The organism is Rhodococcus sp. USK13, assembly GCF_018343855.1.
Lineage (GTDB): Bacteria > Actinomycetota > Actinomycetes > Mycobacteriales > Mycobacteriaceae > Rhodococcus_F > Rhodococcus_F oxybenzonivorans.
In genome coordinates this window covers 747,814-764,345 of sequence record NZ_CP069242.1, presented here as the reverse complement: position 1 = coordinate 764,345, position 16,532 = coordinate 747,814, and the positions used below count along the sequence as shown (strand labels likewise).

The window sequence follows — 16,532 nt, the reverse complement described above, 5'->3', positions numbered from 1 at the left end:
CATTACAGTGTCGAGAATGGTATCCAGTGAGATCCGCTCTGCCTTCATTCCCTTCGACCACGAAGTCGGCTACGAACGAGCCGTCGCACTGGCCGCCGCCTACTTCAACGAGTTCGGACTGCGCCCAGTCATTGTCGCACCGAATAAGGCAGTGCTTGAGTTCAACGAACGCCTCAAGCACTACTCTAAGGGCCGGGACGTCGTCACGCCGATGAACGAGAACCGGTCTCGGGTTGGGCACGGCGTCCCTGTGCTGATCTACGTGCCGGCCCTGAAAGAGCTTGAACTCGGATTGCGGCATGCGAATGGGGCCCCGGTCGTCGTGATCGAAGACCAGTTCAATTCTTGCGTGGCGTGGGCAGACGAGACCGGTGCGATCAACCTGCTCGAAGCTGGCAAGGTGCATGCTGTCGACCGGACACCCGAGCACGAGGAACTTCTCGAGGCAATCGACTTCGCAGGCAATAATGGCTGGTCCGACGATTACGGCAAGCGAGACCTGCGGAAGCTGCTTGCCGAAGCGAAGCGAGCGGGGTGGCTCAACAAGGACGATATCGTTGCGTATCAGCTGGTCAAGGGTCGTCACCACCACTACCACTCGCTGGTGTATCTGCAGGAGGAAATCGACAAGGCTGCTGGCTAGCTCGGGATCCCGTGGCGTGGACGCCGGGCAGCCGATTTTCCGCACCAACACAGCGGCCTCAACGTCGCGAGAACGTGCACGTGGATCCGCAAACTGCTGGCACTGTCGATTGAGCGAGGGTTACCGTCGACATCCGGCCGCCTGACTAGGAGGTGAGTGACCGATGGCGAACACAGACACGATTGAAGTGCGCGGCCCACGGTCACTCGACGAAATGGTCTCGGCAATCGGCGCGCAGACCGGCGAGACCCGGAAGGGCGCACCCGTCGTCCGACTCAGCGACACCGCAGTGGCCATCGTCGGCTACGACGAGCGCGACGAGTACCCCTATGTCGTGTCGATCGACTCGAAGAGCGAAGTCGACGTGCGCAGGGTCGACTCGCTCGCGCTCTTCAAGCGGCTGCAGGAGACGCCATGGGCGCTCCTGTTGACGTCCGACGACGATGACGTCGAGCAGCTGCGACCAGCGCTCTGACGGTCGTCGAATTGCAGCGTCACTCGTCGCTCTAGTCACCGCGACGGATGATCCAGGCAGCGATCACAGATGCGAGGACAGTTTCCGCAACGCCGGAGGCATGGTGTGCGATGGCAACGAGAAGATCCGTGACGGGCATGGTGGGCTCCAGGGACTCAAGATCGAGTGCCCGGCCCGAGGCCAGCGGCGATTGATCGGAAGGCTACCTCGAGGCGCTGATAGGCACCGGCTGACCGATCTTGCGCACAGTCACGGGTCCGTTCTTCGCCTGCCACTCCTCGTTCTCCCGCCGCACCCGTTGCATGCGGGTTTCCGTCGCCGGCTTCCATTTCGGCGGCTTCGGCGGGACGAGGTACTGCAGTGGCGCGGCGGCAGGTGTCTCCGGGTTAGTCACGGCACGATCATGCACGTCAGGTCACTGGTTCGCCACGCGACCAGGTGATCCCGATTCGGCAGCGGCCTGGCGGCGAAGTGCGCTCGCGTAGCCCGACACGAGCCTCGCGAACACATCGTCGGGCGCCCGCCCAACCTTCGCGACCCATGTGTCGATCTCGTCGTCAGTCACCTTGCGCACCTCTTGCTTGAGTCGTCGTTGTCGCCCAGCTGCCGCGTCCCATGCTTAACCGACGTCCGGAACCGGGACACGACGCGCGCGAACACATCATCCGGGACTTTGACGACTTCTCCCAGCCAGTGGTCTATGTCTTCGTCTGTCCAGCAACTACTCACGCTTGCAGCTCTCTGTGCGGGCGGCACACTGTGCGACCGCCCGTCCGTAATAGCAATGTCTCGCCGTTGCGTTACCGCTTGGGCCGGCGCTGTGGGGACTCCACAGCGGCTGTCGGTCGGTTGTAAAACGGGCCTGGGTCGATGGACGACTACTCACCTGGTGCAGTCGCCTCCAGACTGGCTGCATCGCAGCGCCCCGCCAGCCCCCGGGGCTGGCGCGGCATTCTTGTCCAGACACTCGCCGCATCTTCCCAAGGCGCGTCAGCTAGCTCCTTATTCCAGTCGGCTCCCGATCAAGAACACGAACAGGTTGGCTAGTAGTGCGCCGTCGACTGCTAACACGACCAATCGCTGAGGTACTGTTCTGCCTGATGGACGCCTATGCCCCCACCTCGCGCACTGTGAGTTTCCTCTGGGATCGAGTTCGCTACGAGCTACTAGATCGGCGCGCCTCCATTCTCGCGGAACTCGACACGCAGAAGCTGCTGCAGGGTTTTAACGCTACCCACGACTCGCTTACCATTCAGTTACGCGACCGTCGTACGGTCGATGTCTCGTTGAAATCCGTTTCGGTGCATGAGCACATCAGGGCGGAGATCGCTTCCGTCTCGTCGTCCGAAGTTGCCGAGTTGATTGGGCATCTCCTAGGTGCCGTGCGGGCTATTCCACAAGCAAGCTTTCAGCATCTCGTCGGCTGGCCCGAGGACATCGACTCGACTCAGGCTTATGCGCAAGGCGCCACAGCCATCGTTAATGATGCCTCCGAACTCGGAGTCTCCGACTTCGCTCTGCTGATCGATGGCGCAGCGTCCGACGTATGGATCTACCAGGCTGAAGTCGGAATCATCAACAGAGAGGAAGCGCCTGATCGCGTGACTCGCGTCACCGGAAGGTCTCCCGCACCGCGCCCTGCTTCGCAACCGGACCTGGAGGATGTGACCTTTCCGCAGGTTGCAACCTTCGTCGATTCGTTCTGGCAGTGCACGTTGCAGAAACCCATCCCACTCGCGGACGCCTCGGATTTGGTGACGACCGTTACTCCCGAAGCCTGTCGTCTAGTTGAGGCGTTGCATGCGCGCCTTCGCGGGACCCAGCTCAAGTGAGCCTTCCTCGGGCAAGTAGCCTTGTACAAGGCGTTCGTCGTGTCGTCGCGATTGGATTGTGTCCTGGAGCACACCAAATCCGCACCCGATGTAATGAAACTATGGCAAGTTGGGATATGAATTACGTGATGGGATTGGGAGGCGAGTATCAGTGACCATAACCTTGTCTGAGCGGACGACCGTTGAGGAGCAGCACGAGTTCCTGCAGGTCCACATCACGTATGAGCTTGTGGCAGACGAGTCGATTGCCGCGTGGCGCAGGTCGGAACTTGAGGCATTGGAACGCGAATTCTGCGGAACACCGGCGACGCTGTCTGACAAGGGACCGGTCATTGGCCGTGGTCAGAGCGAGACTCCGAGTGTTGAGGTATTCAACAGCAAGCCTTTCAACCGCGTTCGTCCGCCGCGGCCATAGCATCGCGTGGACCTTTCCCCAGAAGGGGATGTGCGCGTCGTTGTCTTCGACGTCAACATCTACCTAGATGTCGCGCGCCTACTTGGTGCCCCCTTCTCCTGGGATCGTTACCAGGCATTTCTGCGGGATAACCGCAGCGCATACGTGCCCAACGGCTCTAGCTCAGCGATTGACAGCGCATTCGCGATCTCACACTCATTGTCCGGCGAATTCTCAGGCGGCGTTGGGCTGCAGGTGTGGACCTCGAACCACATCGACAACCTAGTGATGACGAAAGCTGGCCAGCCGTCGCGTGAGGAACTTGAGGCGCGTGCGGCGTTTGGCCAGTCTGTTCGCGATGAGGATTGCGGCCTCGGTTGGACGTCCGAAGCATCGGAGCTCCTAGTCCATGACCTTGTGTACACGGTCGTGTATGACGAGACGGATGGCGGTTCGGTCGGCGATATCACCTTTCCGATTGGTAATCCGCCCCTAGACCACGAGGACGGGAAGGTTTTCGCAACGGCCCGAATGGCGGGTTGTGAGGTCGCCGGCGAGCAATGCGTGACCTACTGCGTGACGCGGGACCACGGTTTCCGTCATCCGAAGACCCCCCTTCCGCGAACGGTGACCGTGCTCTATCCCCATGAATGGATCGCCCTTCTACGCAAGGCGCGGTATACCGCGCGGTCCGCTAAGCCGGAAATGCTCCGCCGGGTACGCGACCGTACTCACTGATGGGAACGTTCGTCGCCAACGCTGCCGGGGGTGCTTACACGCCGCTGTATGCTGCCGCAACGGCCGTTCAGCGCGGGTCGGTTGGGGCGGGTGACGCCGTTCCCTCCATGCCCACATTTTGCCCACACTTGCCCGCGAAACCGGGTGAATCCGGGTGAATTCCGAAGATGTAAATGACCAGGTAAGAAGCGATTTCGGTCGCCTGACCTCTGTGCTGCTACGCATTTGCAAGGCAGATGTCAGGAGTTCGAATCTCCTAGGCTCCACAGAAGAATCAACGTAAAGCCACCTCCCGAAATCCGGGTAGGTGGCTTTCGTGCTTCACTGACCTGCATCGGGTCCCGCCTGCTGCGTACCTCTTCACGGGTGATGCAGGGCAGCGCTTCTACACTGGGTCGGTGCCGCGTCCGTTCGACCGTATGGAACGTCCCGGCGTGCCCTTCGCGCGTCGCTTGGACGAGTACGGCGACGCCCCGGCACTGATCACGCCGGACGGCACGGTCACGTACAGCGAGCTCGCCGCGCGGGTCGAAACCCGGGCTCGTCAGCTGGGCGGCATCCGGCGCCTGGTGTTGATCTGCGGTGCCAACGACGTCGAAACGATTGCCACCTACCTCGCGGCCTTGGCAGCAGGCCATCCCGTCCTGCTCGCGCCGGGCGACAAAGCGGCCGGCGCCGACGCGTTGATCGCCGCCTACCGACCCGACGTCGTCGTACGCAGGGATCCCAGCGGTCGGATGGCTGTCGAGGAACTGCATGCTGGGTCCGCGCACGTGCTGCACCCCGACCTCGCGTTGTTGCTGAGCACCTCCGGTTCGACCGGGTCGCCGAAACTCGTCCGCCTTTCCCATAGCAATGTGCAGAGCAATGCGGAGTCGATCGCCGAGTATCTCGACATCAGGTCGAGCGATCGGGCGGCGACAACCCTTCCGATGCACTATTGCTACGGCCTGTCGGTCATTCACAGTCATCTGCTGAGCGGTGCCGCCCTGGTATTGACGTCGCTGTCGGTGGCCGACGCCGATTTCTGGGAGCTGTTCCGCGCGCACGGCGGCACGAGTTTCGCGGGCGTGCCCTACACCTTCGACCTGCTGGACCGTGTCGGGTTCGACGCACTGGATCTGCCCGGCCTGCGATATGTGACGCAGGCCGGTGGACGCCTCGCGCCGGACCGCGTGCGGAAGTACGCCGAGTTGGGTCGGCGCCGCGGCTGGGAGTTCTTCGTCATGTACGGGCAGACGGAGGCGACTGCCCGGATGGCGTATCTGCCGCCGGAGCTCGCCACGAGCCACCCGCACACCATCGGCCGGGCGATCCCCGGCGGATTCTTTCGGATCGAGGCCGTCACCGACGCCCCCGATGACATCGGCGAGCTTGTCTATTCGGGCCCCAACGTGATGCTCGGCTATGCCGAGGAGCCTGAGGACTTACGCCTCGGTGACGTTCTCGCTGGCGAACTGCGCACGGGTGACCTCGCCCGCTGTCGCCGAGACGGGTTGTACGAGGTGGTCGGACGACGCAGCCGATTCGCCAAGGTCTACGGGCTGCGGATCGATCTTGCGTTGGTCGAGTCGACGCTGGCCGAGCACGGCCACCGCTCGTGCTGTGTCGGCGGGGCGGAGGAGCTGATCGCGGCCGTCGAATCCCGTGGTGACGTGGACGGCGCGAGGCAGATCGCTGCGCGGGCCGCCGGGCTGCCGGTCGGAGCGGTCCGCGTGTGCGCCGTCGACGAACTGCCGCGGACCGCCACGGGTAAGCCCGACTATTCGGCGGTGACCGCGCTCGCGCGGCGGCCGGAGCCGACCCAGAGTGCCTGCCGGGAAGGGCGCGCCGATGCGGACGCACTGCGCGCGCTGTATGCCGAAGTCCTCGGCTCCCCGAACGTCACGGATGACAGCTCGTTCGTCAGCTTGGGTGGAGACTCGCTCTCCTACGTCCGTATGTCGTTGCGGCTCGAGCAGTTGCTCGGCTACCTACCCGAGAACTGGCACACCACACGGATTCGCGACTTCACACCGCGCCGCGGACGCCGACGACCGTCAGTGGAGACCAATGTTCTGCTCCGCGCGATCGCCATCGTTCTCATCGCCGGCTCACACATTCATCTGTTCACGCTTCTCGGTGGGGCGCACGTGCTCCTCGGCGTTGCTGGTTACAACTTCGCCCGGTTCCACCTGAGTTCGGCGGGGCGTACCCAGCGGCTACGCCATACCCTCATGAGCGTCGGCCGGATCGCCGTTCCGAGCATGGTGTGGCTCGGATGTGTCATAGCCCTGACAGGGGAATACCGCATCACCAGTGCATTCTTGCTCAATGGAATTCTCGGTCCGCCCGGCTGGACGATCGAGTGGCGATACTGGTTCGTCGAGGCAATCGTGTACATCCTCCTCGCCGTCGTCGTGCTGCTCTGTATTCCGTTGGTGGACCGCACTGAGCGCACCTACCCGTTCCTCTTCCCGATGGGACTCGTCGCGGTCGGCCTGCTCACCCGGTACGGAGTGATCGACATCGACGACACTCGCAACCGCATCCTCACCGCTTCGGTCGTTTTCTGGTTCTTCGCGCTGGGCTGGGCTGCCGCCAAGGCGACGACCATGTGGCACCGCATCTGCGTCACCGCGGCGATCGTGGCAACGGTGCCCGGATTCTTCTTCGGCGACACCAGGCGCGAGATCATCGTCATCGGCGGGCTGTGCCTGCTGGTGTGGCTGAGGTCTGTGCGCTGCCCGACAGTGCTGAGCCGAGTGGCCGGGGTGCTGGCGAGCGCCTCCCTCTACATCTACGTGACGCACTTCCAGGTGTACCTCCCGCTGCGCGACGACCACCCCTGGCCGGCGCTGGCGCTCTCGCTGCTCGTCGGCGTCCTGTACTGGCAGGCGGTTACCTTCGTGCTTCAGCGGGACCGCCGCGCCGCCCTCTGGTCGGCAGCACGTCGGGTACTGCCCTGGGAGAGACCACCGATTCCGACGCCGAACACGGCTCGATAGAAGGCTCGGCCATTTTCACTGCTGGTAGGCCACTCCCGTACCGAGAACCCGTATTCCGACGCGCTCGCCGGGCGTGAGCGCGGTGGCACCGAAGCGGCGCACCGTGACCCGTTCGGAGACGACGCCATCCGCGGTGTCGAGGCGGATACCGAGCAGCATCTCCGAGCCCAGATACTCCACATCGACGACCGTCCCGGCCACGCCGGCACCGTCCGCGGTCACTTCGATCTGCTCCGGCCGCAACATGACGCGAGCCTCACCCTGTACACCGTTCGCGATCACGGCCACGTCACCCAGCGCGCACCGGGCACGCTCGCCCTCGACGTGCGCGGACAAGACGACGGCGTCACCGATGAACTCGGCGGTGGGAACGTCGATCGGCGCGGAATAGATTTCCCGGGGAGTACCCACCTGGGCGAGCCGGCCGTCGCTCATCACCGCCACTCGGTCGGCGAACGAGAGCGCCTCGGGCTGGTCGTGGGTGACGAGGATGGTGGTGATGCCTGCCTTGGCGAGCACATCGGCGACGATCCTCCGGGTATTTGCGCGCAGGCCGGCATCGAGCGCGGAGAACGGCTCGTCGAGCAGCATGAGCTCCGGTTCGCGTGCCAATGCCCGCGCGAGCGCCACCCGTTGCTGTTGCCCGCCGGACAGCTGGTCGGGGCGCCGGGTTGCGTACGAGTAGTCCAGTGACACCATCTCGAGCAATTCGGTGATTCTGGCACGGGTGCGCGACCGCCGGGGCAACCCGAACCCGACATTGGCCGCCACCGTGGCGTGCGGGAACAGTGCGCCGTCCTGGGCCACGTACCCGACCGACCGTCGATGCGCGGGAATCCACTCGCCGCCCGCAACAACCCGGCCGCCCAGTGTGATGGTGCCGGCGTCGGGTCTTTCGAACCCCGCGACGAGGCGGAGCAACGTGGTCTTACCGCAGCCGGACGGACCCACGATTGCCGTCGTAGATCCTGCCTCCACCGAAAAGGCGATGTGCCGAAGGACGTTCGTGGAGCCGAACGACTTGTCGAGTCCGTTTACCTCGAGCGCGTATGTCATAGCCCGGCAACCTTTTTCGACTGAGCGAAGAGCACATACGTCACGGGCAGCGACAGAACGATCATGAGTAGCGCGTACGGAGCCGCGCCCGCATAGTCGATCTCACTGCTCAGCGACCAGAACTGCATGGACAGGGTGCGAGTTCCGGTGGGCGCGAGCAGGAGAGTGGCCGTCAGCTCGTTCACCACACCGAGAAACACCAGTGCCCCGCCCGCCGCGGTTGCCGGCGCGGCCAGCCGCAACGTCACGCGCAGGAATGTCCACAACGGCGAGACGCCCAAAGACCGTGATGCCTCCTCGAGCCCGACCGGGGCCTGGGCGAGGCCCGCCCGCACATTGACCAGGGCGCGCGGCAGGAACAACAGCGTGTACGCCGCGATCACGACTGCCACGGTTTGGTACAGAGGACGGAAATAGTGGATCGCGATCGTGACGAACGCCAGCGCCACCACGATGCCCGGCAGGGAACTGGAAATGTACGTGGTGCCCTCGATGAATCTGCTGAACCGTCCGCGGTGGCGAATCGAGATCCAGGCGATGGGAAAGGCGAGCACGCACGTGACGACGGCACCGGTTACCCCGAAGGCGAGCGTCTGCGCCAGCGCCGACGCGACGGCGTCCAGCCCCCAGACGGCAGTCCCGCCGACGACGAGCCATCGCACGACACTGATGACGGGCACTCCCAGAGACAGTGCGATCACCATTCCGAGGAACAACAGGGCAAGGGGCTCGTAGCGGAAGCCGAGGTCGGCGGGCACCACTGCCCGCGGCGCGCCCGCTCCCACCCGGGCGTATCGGGCGCTGCCCCGCACGACCGCTTCGATTACCAGCAACGTGAGGCAGAGCAACACGAGAACCCCCGCCAGCATCGTCGCCGCGGCTCCGTTGAAGGTCGATTGGTACTGCTCGAAGATTGCCGTCGTGAAGGTGTCGAACCGGATGAAGACGAAGGCGCCGTACTCGGCGAGCAGGTGCAGGGACACCAGGAGCGCTCCGCCCGCGATGGCCAGTCGCAGCTGCGGCACCACCACTCGGAAGAACACCGCCCACGGTCCGAGCCCGAGTGCACGCGCGGATTCCTCGACGGCAGGGTCCAGCCTGCGGAGGATCGCCGCAGTAGGGATGTAGACCAACGGAAAATAGGACAGGGTCGCGATGAGAACGCCGCCGGCTAGCCCGCCGAGCGACGGAATTGCCGTCACCCACGAGTAACTGTTCACGAAAGCCGGAACTGCCAGCGGTGCCGCAAGGAGCACTGCCCACACCTTCGCCCCCGACACCCGCGTGCGCTCGACGAGCCACGCGGCGACGACGCCGACGGCGATGCAGATCGGCACCGTCACCACGACCAGAAGCACGGTGTTCCCGAGCAATTCGCGTACCCGGGGTCGAAACAGCAGTGCCGACGCGGTTGCCCAGCCGGTGTCGATGCTCTGCGCGACCACGTAGCCGAGCGGGATGAGCGACACGGCGACGACGACGACAGCGGCGAGGGCGAGGGGGATCGGGGGACGGCCGGAGCGGGCAGTCGGGCGGCGCCTCGTGTCCGGGTCTCCCGCCCGCGCTCTGCCGACCGGTGCAAGGTTCAGAGCAGACCGGCTTCCGTCATCAGTGCGGTGACCTGCGGGCTGTTGAGCTTCGCGGGATCGACCGGCGGGGCCTGCAGGTCTGCCAACGGAACCAGCTCGGGGTTGGCGGGCACGTCACTGGCCACCGTGTACTCGAACGAAGTGCCGGTCTGCAGAACTTCCTGTCCCGACTTACCCGTGACGAACTTCAAGAACTGCTGCGCGGCATCCTGATTCGAGCTGGACTTCAGAACTCCACCGCCCGAGACGCTGACGAATGCACCCGGATCCTGATTCCTGAAGTAGTGCAGAGCGACGTTGTTGCTGTTCTCCCCGGTCTTGGCCTGGTCGCCGAACCAGTAGTAGTGGTAGATCACTCCGCCCGGGACTTCTCCGGCATTGACAGCCTTCATCACCGTGTTGTTGCCCTTGTAGGTGCGGACGTTCTCCTTCATCCCGGCGAGCCACTGGCGGGTCGCATCCTCGCCCCTCAGTTCGAGCAGCGCACTGACGATGGCCTGGAAGTCGGCCCCCGACGGCGACGCCGCCCAGCGGTCTTTCCACGCTGGGTCCTGCAGGTCGAGCAGCGACTTCGGGAGCTGGTCCTGGGGCAGTTGGTCCTTGTTGTACGCGAAGACGGTGGAGCGCGCGGCGATACCGGTCCAGGCACCGCTCGACGGCCGGTACTGGCTGGGCACCTGATCGAGGACATCCTGGTTCACGTCGGCGAACAGGCCGGCATTCTCCACGAGGGTCATTGCCGGCGAGTTCTCGGTGAGGAACACGTCGGCCGGCGATTGGTCCCCCTCCGCGACCAGCTGGTTGCCGAGTTCGGTGTCGCTCCCGTTGCGGAGTTCCACCTCGATGCCGGTCTCGGCCGTGAACGCATCGGCCCATTCCTGAGTCAGCGACTCGTGCTGCGCGTTGTAGACAGTGAGCGTGTCGGCGTCGGACGAGGACTCCGAGCCGGAACCAGAGCACGCTGACACTGCCATCATCGCGGCGGTGGCGAATGCGATCCCCGCCATCAGTCGGATCTGCTTTCTCATGACATCCATCCGTCCTGTGTGTACGCCGGACCGCGCCTGGCCCTCGCGATGATCGTACTGTCAGGCTTGGCAATCCTAAGGGGATTGGCAACCTGGTCTCGGGCATCTTTCGGCAGCGTGCGGTTTATTCGGTCGATACATTGAGTCATGCCGTTCCGCGTCCTGCGCCGCGCCGCTGTCGTCCTCGCATTCTGTGGTGTCCTTGCCGGGATCGGCGGTCCCGCCGCGAGCGCCGAACAGGAGGGCCGTCCGCTCCAGCCGATCGTGGAGGCCGTTGCTCTGCGTCTGACGACAGCAGACACGGTGGCCGCGTCCAAGTGGCGAAGCAATGCACCCATCGACGATCCGGCCCGCGAGGAGCAGGTCCTCGCGTCGGTCACGGCACAGGCTCTCGACGAGGGTCTCGACGCAGCCCGAGTGCACCAGATATTCCGGGATCAGATAGAGGCCAACAAGGATGTGCAGCGGGCGCTGTTCGCGTGGTGGAGTGTCTCACCCGGTTCCGCGCCCGCGATCGGCCCCGAACTGTCGCAGGTGCGTCTGGTGATCGACCGGCAGAACACGCGGATTCTCGATCAGATGCAGGAACAAAAGGCAGTGCTGGCCGGACCCGATTGTCTACCCGTACTTCTCGACGCCGCTGGTGCAGTCGGGCAGACTCTCGGCCCGCTGCACCAAGCGACGTTGGCGCGTGCACTCGTCTCCCTCTGCGGTCCGGTCGCACCGTAACTGGGTCCTACACAACCGTTTCGAGAGATCGACGCCCGTCAGCCCGTCACGCGATGAACGTTCCGATCGCCGGATTCGCCTGACAGATCGGGCTGCTACCGAAGTTGATCGAGCCGAATGCCGTCGCGATCACGTTGCCCACGCCGGTGTTCACCGTGGCCGACAGGAACGGGTACACGCCACGCAGATCGACGATCCCGGAGCGGCCGTTGTCCGTGTTCACCCAGGCGACGGTGATCTGCGCGGCGGCGGGAATCGGCGGAGCGGCCGGGCGCGATTCGAAACGGATGTCGCCGTCGGCGATCGGCGGCGACGCCTCCGGTCCGGACTGCCCCGTGAGCGCCGTCAGCGACATCAAGCTGCCCTGGTTCGGACACCCGATGGTGAGGGCCGGACCACCGAACGGATGAGGCGGGTCGGCCGCAGCGGTTCCGGCGGACAACACGGTGGCGCAGGCGGCGACCGGAAAGGTGATGGCGGCGATGCGGTGGACGAAACGTGCGACGGTCATGACGACTCCTCGGAACGGTCCTCGCGGATGATTCGCTTGGGGATACCCCTGGTACAACGCATGAAACAGGGTTGCCCGAAAGGGTGTCCGATCCTTCAGCCGTCCGACTGGAGTCCCGCCGACCTCAACCGGATACGCGCGGTGGTGGTCGGCGAGTGACGCGTCAGTTCGTGGTGGGTGCCGACGTGATGTCGGGGGAGGTGAGCTTGGCCGAGTTCTGCTCTTCGAGATCCTCGAGGCGCGGCGGAGCGGTAGCGATCGGGGGATGTTCACGGCGGCTGATCTTGAACAGCACTGCGCCGCCTGCGATGAGGGAACCGATGAGGACACCGATCGCGAGGCGGCGTCCCCGCGTCGACTTCGTTCGCGTCGCCGTCGAGTCTCCGGGGGTCAGCGACCCCACGACGCCCTGCGCTGCCTTCTTCACCGGGGTGGTTCGCGCGCGGGTGTAGCCCTTCTTCGCCAGCGAAACACCCTGGCGGCCCAGGAACAGGCCGGCCGATCCGGTTCCGGTGGCCGCAGTGAGAGCGGCCGAACGTGCCACACGCAGGGCCTGATCGACAGCCTCTGATTTCGTCGAGTACTCCGTCGCTCGTGTCATGTCCCCACTTTGTCACAAGACGGGGGCTCGCGAACGGATCGAAAGGCGCCCGATCCCACCGCGGAGGAACCACCGGCAACCGCACAATGGCACGATGGTGGGGTGACTTCACCACATCAGACCGCAACCGCAACGCTGCACACCAACCGCGGCGACATCAAGATCGCGCTCTTCGGCAACCACGCTCCGAAGACCGTCGAGAACTTCGTCGGCCTCGCGCAGGGGTCGAAGGAGTACACCACCGCCAACGCAGGCGGCACCAACTCCGGCCCGTTCTACGACGGCGCCGTCTTCCACCGCGTCATCGACGGCTTCATGATCCAGGGCGGTGACCCCACGGGCACCGGCGCCGGTGGTCCGGGCTACAAGTTCGGTGACGAGTTCCACCCCGAGCTGCAGTTCGACCGCGCCTACCTGCTGGCCATGGCCAACGCGGGCCCGGGCACCAACGGCTCGCAGTTCTTCATCACCACCGGCCCGACGCCGCACCTCAACCGTCGTCACACCATCTTCGGTGAGGTTGTGGACGAGGAGTCGAAGAAGGTCGTCGACGCCATCTCCTCCACCGCCACCGACCGGTCCGACCGCCCGTTGGAGCCGGTCGTGATCAACAGCGTTTCGATCGCGTAAGGAACACCAGACATGACCAACCCCGGCTGGGGCGGTGCTGCGAACGAGGGCACGCCGCCCCAGCCGCGGTGCGTCCGGCATCCCGACCGTCCCACCGCGTTGTCCTGCAATCGGTGTGGCCGCCCGTCGTGCCCCGACTGTCTGCGTGAGGCCTCGGTCGGTTATCACTGCGTCGACTGTGTCGCCGCCGGCCGGCGCGACGTCCGGCCCGTGCGGGGTGTCGCCGGGAACACGGTGGTGCCCGGCCGTGTGACGCCGATCGTCACGTACACGCTGATGGGCCTCAACGTTCTCGCTTTCCTCGCAACTGCGGCGCAGTCACGCAGCATCCTGCACAACGAGAGTCCGTCGCCGCTGTTCTCCGACTGGGCGCTCAATCCCGGGTTGGTGGCCGACGGCCAGTGGATCCGGTTGATCGGCAGCGGCTTCCTTCATTTCGGTCTGATCCATCTGGCCGTCAATATGTTCGCCCTCTATATATTGGGCCGCGATACCGAACTGATCCTCGGTCGCGCCCGCTACACGGCGGTGTACCTCGTGTCGCTTCTGGGCGGGTCGGCGTCCGTGATGGCGTTTCAATCCGTCTTCTCTTCGGGTGGCGGATTGAGTTGGACTGCCGGCGCATCGGGCGCAATCTTCGGCCTGATGGGTGCCCAGGCCATCATCTTGCTCCGCTTGCGTCGCAGCCCCGCCCCGATCGTGTCGGTGATCGCCATCAACGTGATCATCAGCCTGTCGATCCCCGGAATCTCGTTCTGGGGGCACCTCGGCGGCCTGGTCGCCGGCGCTCTCGCCACCGCCGGAATTCTCTACGGTCCTCAGGTGCTCGGTGTCGGCAACAACCGGGAACGCGCCGTCACCGTCGGCTGGCTCTGCCTCGGCGCGGTTCTAATTGCGACGCTGGGCGTGATCGCCGTGCGCATCGTGCAGCTGCGCGCCCAACTCGGCTACTGACGGGACTCCGGGCCTACCAGGCGGTGAACGGACAGGGCATCGAACACATCTTCCGGATTGGTACCCAGATCCCACCGCCCGAAGATCAGCAGGCGTTCGGTGCCGTCGGGGGCCCGAACGTCGATCTCGAGCATCGGCACCCGGCGTCCCAGCCGCGGGTAGCGGACGATTCGCGCGCGCTCGATGTCAGACCGGTGGTACGTGCGGCGACCGCTCAAGCGGCCCACCACGATGCGTCCCGCGTTCCGATCCACCGCGAGCCGGGGGCGCTGACGTCCCGCAGACGCCGCCGTCAGAAGTAGGCCGAGGGCGGCCACGGACACGAGAAGTCGCCCCGCCGGTTCCGTCGACACCAACAGGCCCGCGGCGCCCAGCGCCACTCCGCCGATCGCGAGGGCGGCAACAGCGCTGAGCGGAGTGGACCACTGCAGCGGCGCGTCTTCAGTCATGGTCGGCCGACCTGCGGTTATCCACAGGGGTTGTCCACATTGGGGATGAATGACATCGGTGTAATTGGCTGTCTCAGCGCCAGCGCATCGTCATGATCAAACCCACCACCATGAAGCCGAACCCGATGAGGAAGTTGTAGGCCCCGAGGTCGTTCATCCAGGTGAGCTGATCGGCGGCCAGGTAGTAGACCAGCAGCCAGACCAGCCCGACCAGCATGAAGCCCAGCATGACCGAGACGTACAGCGTGCTCGACGGACCTGCCTTCACCTTCACCGGTGTGCGGCTCGCAGGGTTGATCGTGTAATCGGTCTTCTTCCGGACCTTCGACTTCGGCATGACGTCCTCGTTCGTGCGGTTCTACTGGAATGTGTGCAGGTAGATTCGAACTACCTGCGTTGCTGTACACGCTAACGTAGCCGCGATTCACAGGGCGAGGACGAGGGGACGGAAACACCGGTGACCAGGTCCAACTTGTGGCGGATCGCCGTGCTGGTGGTGTGTCTGGTGGCCGGGTTGCTGGTGGCCACCACCAGGGAGGTGTCGCACGGCAACGAGATTCGCGCCGGTGACTCCACTCGACTGTCCGACCTCGTCCGCAACGCCCAGGCCGAGACGGACGACGTGGCCGAGACACGCGACCGGCTGGCAGCCGAGGTGGAGTCGCTGCAGCAGGAGGCCGCCGCTTCGGACACCGGGGTCGCGCAGGTGCTCGCCGACACCAAAGCTCTTGCCACGGACGCCGGGCTCACCCCGATGACCGGGCCTGGAGTCACCGTCACTCTCACCGACGCACCCCGCGCGGCGGACGGGAAGTATCCGGTGGACGCAGCCCCGGACGATCTCGTCGTGCACCAGCAGGATGTCCAGAGCGTGCTGAACGCTCTGTGGGTGGGCGGTGCCGAGGCCGTCGGCATGCAGGACCAGCGGATCGTCAACACGTCGGCGCCGCGGTGTATCGGCAACACGCTGCTGCTGCACGGACGCACCTACAGTCCGCCGTACGTGATGTCGGCGATCGGCGACCCGGCCCGCCTCAAGGCGGCATTGGCCAACGAGCCGGGCATCCGGGTGTTCAAGCAGTACGCCACGCGGTTCGGCCTCGGCTATTCGCAGACGGCGTCCGGCCAGTTGACCGTGCCCGGATACGCGGGGCACTGAGTTTCAGCGGTCCCGGGTGCGTACCGAACGAAGGGCGCAGAATACCCTGGTCCCATGAGGATTCTCGTCGTCGACAACTACGACAGCTTCGTGTTCAACCTGGTCCAGTACCTCGGGCAGCTGGGAACACGGGCCGTGGTCTGGCGCAACGACGATCCGAACCTCACCGGGCCGGAGGCGATAGCGGCCGCAGCAGCCGACTTCGACGGCATCCTGCTCAGCCCCGGACCCGGCACACCGCAGCGGGCGGGCGCCACGATGGACCTCGTGAAGGCTTGCGCCGACTCCCGCACCCCGCTGCTCGGAGTCTGCCTCGGCCATCAAGCCATTGGAGCCGCGTTCGGTGCCACCGTGGACCGGGCACCGGAACTGCTGCACGGCAAGACCAGCGTCGTCCACCACAGCGGGAGAGGTGTCCTGGCCGGCCTGCCCGATCCGTTCACCGCCACGCGTTATCACTCACTCACCGTTCTCGAGGACACCATCCCGGACGAACTCGAGGTGACGGCCCACACGGACAGCGGCATTGTCATGGCCATGCGACACCGGGATCTTCCCATCCACGGTGTGCAGTTCCACCCGGAGTCCGTGCTCACGCAGGGCGGGCACCGGATGCTGGCCAACTGGCTCACCGTGTGCGGCGACGCCCCGCAGGACTCGCTGGTCGACACCCTCGAGGCCGAGGTCGCGGAGGCGTTGGGGGCGTAGCCCCCGTGAGTGGTTGACGAGTGCTGAGACTCGTTAACCACTCACAGGC

General features: G+C 65.0%; 19 protein-coding genes. 10 read left to right on the top strand and 9 right to left on the bottom strand.

Translation table 11 applies throughout. From position 1 onward, the window contains the following. The first annotated feature begins 16 nt into the window (after window positions 1–16). Both JQT59_RS06320 and JQT59_RS06315 read left to right on the top strand, forming a co-directional pair. A complete protein-coding gene (locus JQT59_RS06320) occupies window positions 17–643 on the top strand; it encodes a hypothetical protein (protein ID WP_213575408.1) in 627 nt (208 codons plus the stop codon). A 163-nt stretch (window positions 644–806) separates the two neighbouring features. Further along, window positions 807–1,118 carry a hypothetical protein gene (locus JQT59_RS06315; protein ID WP_213575407.1) on the top strand — a complete coding sequence of 104 codons (312 nt, stop codon included), beginning with the start codon at window positions 807–809 and terminating at the stop codon, window positions 1,116–1,118. A 202-nt stretch (window positions 1,119–1,320) separates the two neighbouring features. Here the strand turns inward: JQT59_RS06315 and JQT59_RS06310 are convergent, their stop codons facing one another. Both JQT59_RS06310 and JQT59_RS06305 read right to left on the bottom strand, forming a co-directional pair. Further along, window positions 1,321–1,512 (bottom strand): hypothetical protein, encoded by a 192-nt coding sequence (locus JQT59_RS06310; protein ID WP_213575406.1) that lies wholly within the window; start codon window positions 1,510–1,512, stop codon window positions 1,321–1,323. A gap of 21 nt (window positions 1,513–1,533) precedes the next feature. Beyond that, the gene (locus tag JQT59_RS06305; protein WP_213575405.1) at window positions 1,534–1,683 is read right to left on the bottom strand and encodes a hypothetical protein; all 150 of its coding nucleotides are present in this window, start codon (window positions 1,681–1,683) and stop codon (window positions 1,534–1,536) included. 535 nt (window positions 1,684–2,218) lie between these two features. Between JQT59_RS06305 and JQT59_RS06300 the strand changes: the two genes are divergently transcribed. The 3 genes from JQT59_RS06300 (at window position 2,219) to JQT59_RS06290 (ending at window position 7,069) form a co-directional block, all read left to right on the top strand. Further along, a complete protein-coding gene (locus JQT59_RS06300; RefSeq protein ID WP_213575404.1) occupies window positions 2,219–2,950 on the top strand; it encodes a hypothetical protein in 732 nt (243 codons plus the stop codon). Between the two features lie 421 nt (window positions 2,951–3,371). Further along, entirely contained in the window at window positions 3,372–4,082 is a 711-nt protein-coding gene (locus JQT59_RS06295) for a hypothetical protein (RefSeq protein ID WP_213575403.1), read from the top strand. Between the two features lie 419 nt (window positions 4,083–4,501). Next, window positions 4,502–7,069, top strand: coding sequence for an AMP-binding protein (locus JQT59_RS06290; RefSeq protein ID WP_213577457.1), 2,568 nt, complete (start codon window positions 4,502–4,504; stop codon window positions 7,067–7,069). Between the two features lie 15 nt (window positions 7,070–7,084). On the opposite strand, the gene JQT59_RS06285 is transcribed toward JQT59_RS06290, so the two are convergent. The 3 genes from JQT59_RS06285 to JQT59_RS06275 form a co-directional block, all read right to left on the bottom strand. Further along, a complete protein-coding gene (locus tag JQT59_RS06285) occupies window positions 7,085–8,125 on the bottom strand; it encodes an ABC transporter ATP-binding protein (RefSeq protein WP_213575402.1) in 1,041 nt (346 codons plus the stop codon). After that, window positions 8,122–9,630 carry an ABC transporter permease gene (locus tag JQT59_RS06280; protein ID WP_249354549.1) on the bottom strand — a complete coding sequence of 503 codons (1,509 nt, stop codon included), beginning with the start codon at window positions 9,628–9,630 and terminating at the stop codon, window positions 8,122–8,124. The genes JQT59_RS06285 and JQT59_RS06280 overlap by 4 nt, the downstream gene beginning before the upstream one ends. An 80-nt stretch (window positions 9,631–9,710) precedes the next feature. After that, window positions 9,711–10,742, bottom strand: coding sequence for an iron ABC transporter substrate-binding protein (locus JQT59_RS06275; RefSeq protein ID WP_213575401.1), 1,032 nt, complete (start codon window positions 10,740–10,742; stop codon window positions 9,711–9,713). Window positions 10,743–10,889: 147 nt separating this feature from the next. On the opposite strand from JQT59_RS06275, the gene JQT59_RS06270 reads away from it, so the two are divergent. Continuing rightward, complete coding sequence (locus JQT59_RS06270; protein WP_213575400.1) at window positions 10,890–11,471, top strand: chorismate mutase; 582 nt, start codon at window positions 10,890–10,892, stop codon at window positions 11,469–11,471. 46 nt (window positions 11,472–11,517) lie between these two features. On the opposite strand, the gene JQT59_RS06265 is transcribed toward JQT59_RS06270, so the two are convergent. Together JQT59_RS06265 and JQT59_RS06260 are read right to left on the bottom strand one after the other, a co-directional pair. Continuing rightward, the gene (locus JQT59_RS06265; protein WP_109325329.1) at window positions 11,518–11,982 is read right to left on the bottom strand and encodes a hypothetical protein; all 465 of its coding nucleotides are present in this window, start codon (window positions 11,980–11,982) and stop codon (window positions 11,518–11,520) included. Between the two features lie 163 nt (window positions 11,983–12,145). Next, the gene (locus JQT59_RS06260) at window positions 12,146–12,583 is read right to left on the bottom strand and encodes a hypothetical protein (RefSeq protein WP_213575399.1); all 438 of its coding nucleotides are present in this window, start codon (window positions 12,581–12,583) and stop codon (window positions 12,146–12,148) included. 102 nt (window positions 12,584–12,685) lie between these two features. On the opposite strand from JQT59_RS06260, the gene JQT59_RS06255 reads away from it, so the two are divergent. Together JQT59_RS06255 and JQT59_RS06250 are read left to right on the top strand one after the other, a co-directional pair. Next, window positions 12,686–13,213, top strand: coding sequence for a peptidylprolyl isomerase (locus JQT59_RS06255; protein ID WP_109325333.1), 528 nt, complete (start codon window positions 12,686–12,688; stop codon window positions 13,211–13,213). A gap of 12 nt (window positions 13,214–13,225) precedes the next feature. Then, window positions 13,226–14,167, top strand: a complete 942-nt coding sequence (locus JQT59_RS06250) for a rhomboid family intramembrane serine protease (RefSeq protein ID WP_213575398.1) — start codon at window positions 13,226–13,228, stop codon at window positions 14,165–14,167. Here the strand turns inward: JQT59_RS06250 and JQT59_RS06245 are convergent. Both JQT59_RS06245 and crgA read right to left on the bottom strand, forming a co-directional pair. After that, on the bottom strand, window positions 14,161–14,616 hold the full coding sequence (locus JQT59_RS06245; protein WP_109325335.1) for a PH domain-containing protein: 456 nt from the start codon (window positions 14,614–14,616) through the stop codon (window positions 14,161–14,163). The two genes, JQT59_RS06250 and JQT59_RS06245, sit on opposite strands and share 7 nt — an antisense overlap. Before the next feature lie 73 nt (window positions 14,617–14,689). Beyond that, window positions 14,690–14,953 carry a cell division protein CrgA gene (crgA, locus tag JQT59_RS06240; RefSeq protein WP_109325346.1) on the bottom strand — a complete coding sequence of 88 codons (264 nt, stop codon included), beginning with the start codon at window positions 14,951–14,953 and terminating at the stop codon, window positions 14,690–14,692. 120 nt (window positions 14,954–15,073) lie between these two features. On the opposite strand from crgA, the gene JQT59_RS06235 reads away from it, so the two are divergent. Both JQT59_RS06235 and JQT59_RS06230 read left to right on the top strand, forming a co-directional pair. Then, window positions 15,074–15,775, top strand: coding sequence for a DUF881 domain-containing protein (locus JQT59_RS06235; RefSeq protein WP_213575397.1), 702 nt, complete (start codon window positions 15,074–15,076; stop codon window positions 15,773–15,775). Between the two features lie 54 nt (window positions 15,776–15,829). Next, on the top strand, window positions 15,830–16,483 hold the full coding sequence (locus JQT59_RS06230) for an aminodeoxychorismate/anthranilate synthase component II (RefSeq protein ID WP_213575396.1): 654 nt from the start codon (window positions 15,830–15,832) through the stop codon (window positions 16,481–16,483). Window positions 16,484–16,532 lie beyond the last annotated feature (49 nt).

Excerpts from the sequence above, each read along its gene's own strand:
- JQT59_RS06320 (WP_213575408.1), top strand. The coding sequence starts at position 17 with ATGGTATCCAGTGAGATCCGCTCTGCCTTCATTCCCTTCGACCACGAA.
- JQT59_RS06315 (WP_213575407.1), top strand. The coding sequence starts at position 807 with ATGGCGAACACAGACACGATTGAAGTGCGCGGCCCACGGTCACTCGAC.
- JQT59_RS06300 (WP_213575404.1), top strand. The coding sequence starts at position 2,219 with ATGGACGCCTATGCCCCCACCTCGCGCACTGTGAGTTTCCTCTGGGAT.
- JQT59_RS06290 (WP_213577457.1), top strand. The coding sequence starts at position 4,502 with ATGGAACGTCCCGGCGTGCCCTTCGCGCGTCGCTTGGACGAGTACGGC.
- JQT59_RS06285 (WP_213575402.1), bottom strand. The coding sequence starts at position 8,125 with ATGACATACGCGCTCGAGGTAAACGGACTCGACAAGTCGTTCGGCTCC.
- JQT59_RS06275 (WP_213575401.1), bottom strand. The coding sequence starts at position 10,742 with ATGAGAAAGCAGATCCGACTGATGGCGGGGATCGCATTCGCCACCGCC.
- JQT59_RS06270 (WP_213575400.1), top strand. The coding sequence starts at position 10,890 with ATGCCGTTCCGCGTCCTGCGCCGCGCCGCTGTCGTCCTCGCATTCTGT.
- JQT59_RS06265 (WP_109325329.1), bottom strand. The coding sequence starts at position 11,982 with ATGACCGTCGCACGTTTCGTCCACCGCATCGCCGCCATCACCTTTCCG.
- JQT59_RS06260 (WP_213575399.1), bottom strand. The coding sequence starts at position 12,583 with ATGACACGAGCGACGGAGTACTCGACGAAATCAGAGGCTGTCGATCAG.
- JQT59_RS06250 (WP_213575398.1), top strand. The coding sequence starts at position 13,226 with ATGACCAACCCCGGCTGGGGCGGTGCTGCGAACGAGGGCACGCCGCCC.
- JQT59_RS06245 (WP_109325335.1), bottom strand. The coding sequence starts at position 14,616 with ATGACTGAAGACGCGCCGCTGCAGTGGTCCACTCCGCTCAGCGCTGTT.
- crgA (WP_109325346.1), bottom strand. The coding sequence starts at position 14,953 with ATGCCGAAGTCGAAGGTCCGGAAGAAGACCGATTACACGATCAACCCT.
- JQT59_RS06230 (WP_213575396.1), top strand. The coding sequence starts at position 15,830 with ATGAGGATTCTCGTCGTCGACAACTACGACAGCTTCGTGTTCAACCTG.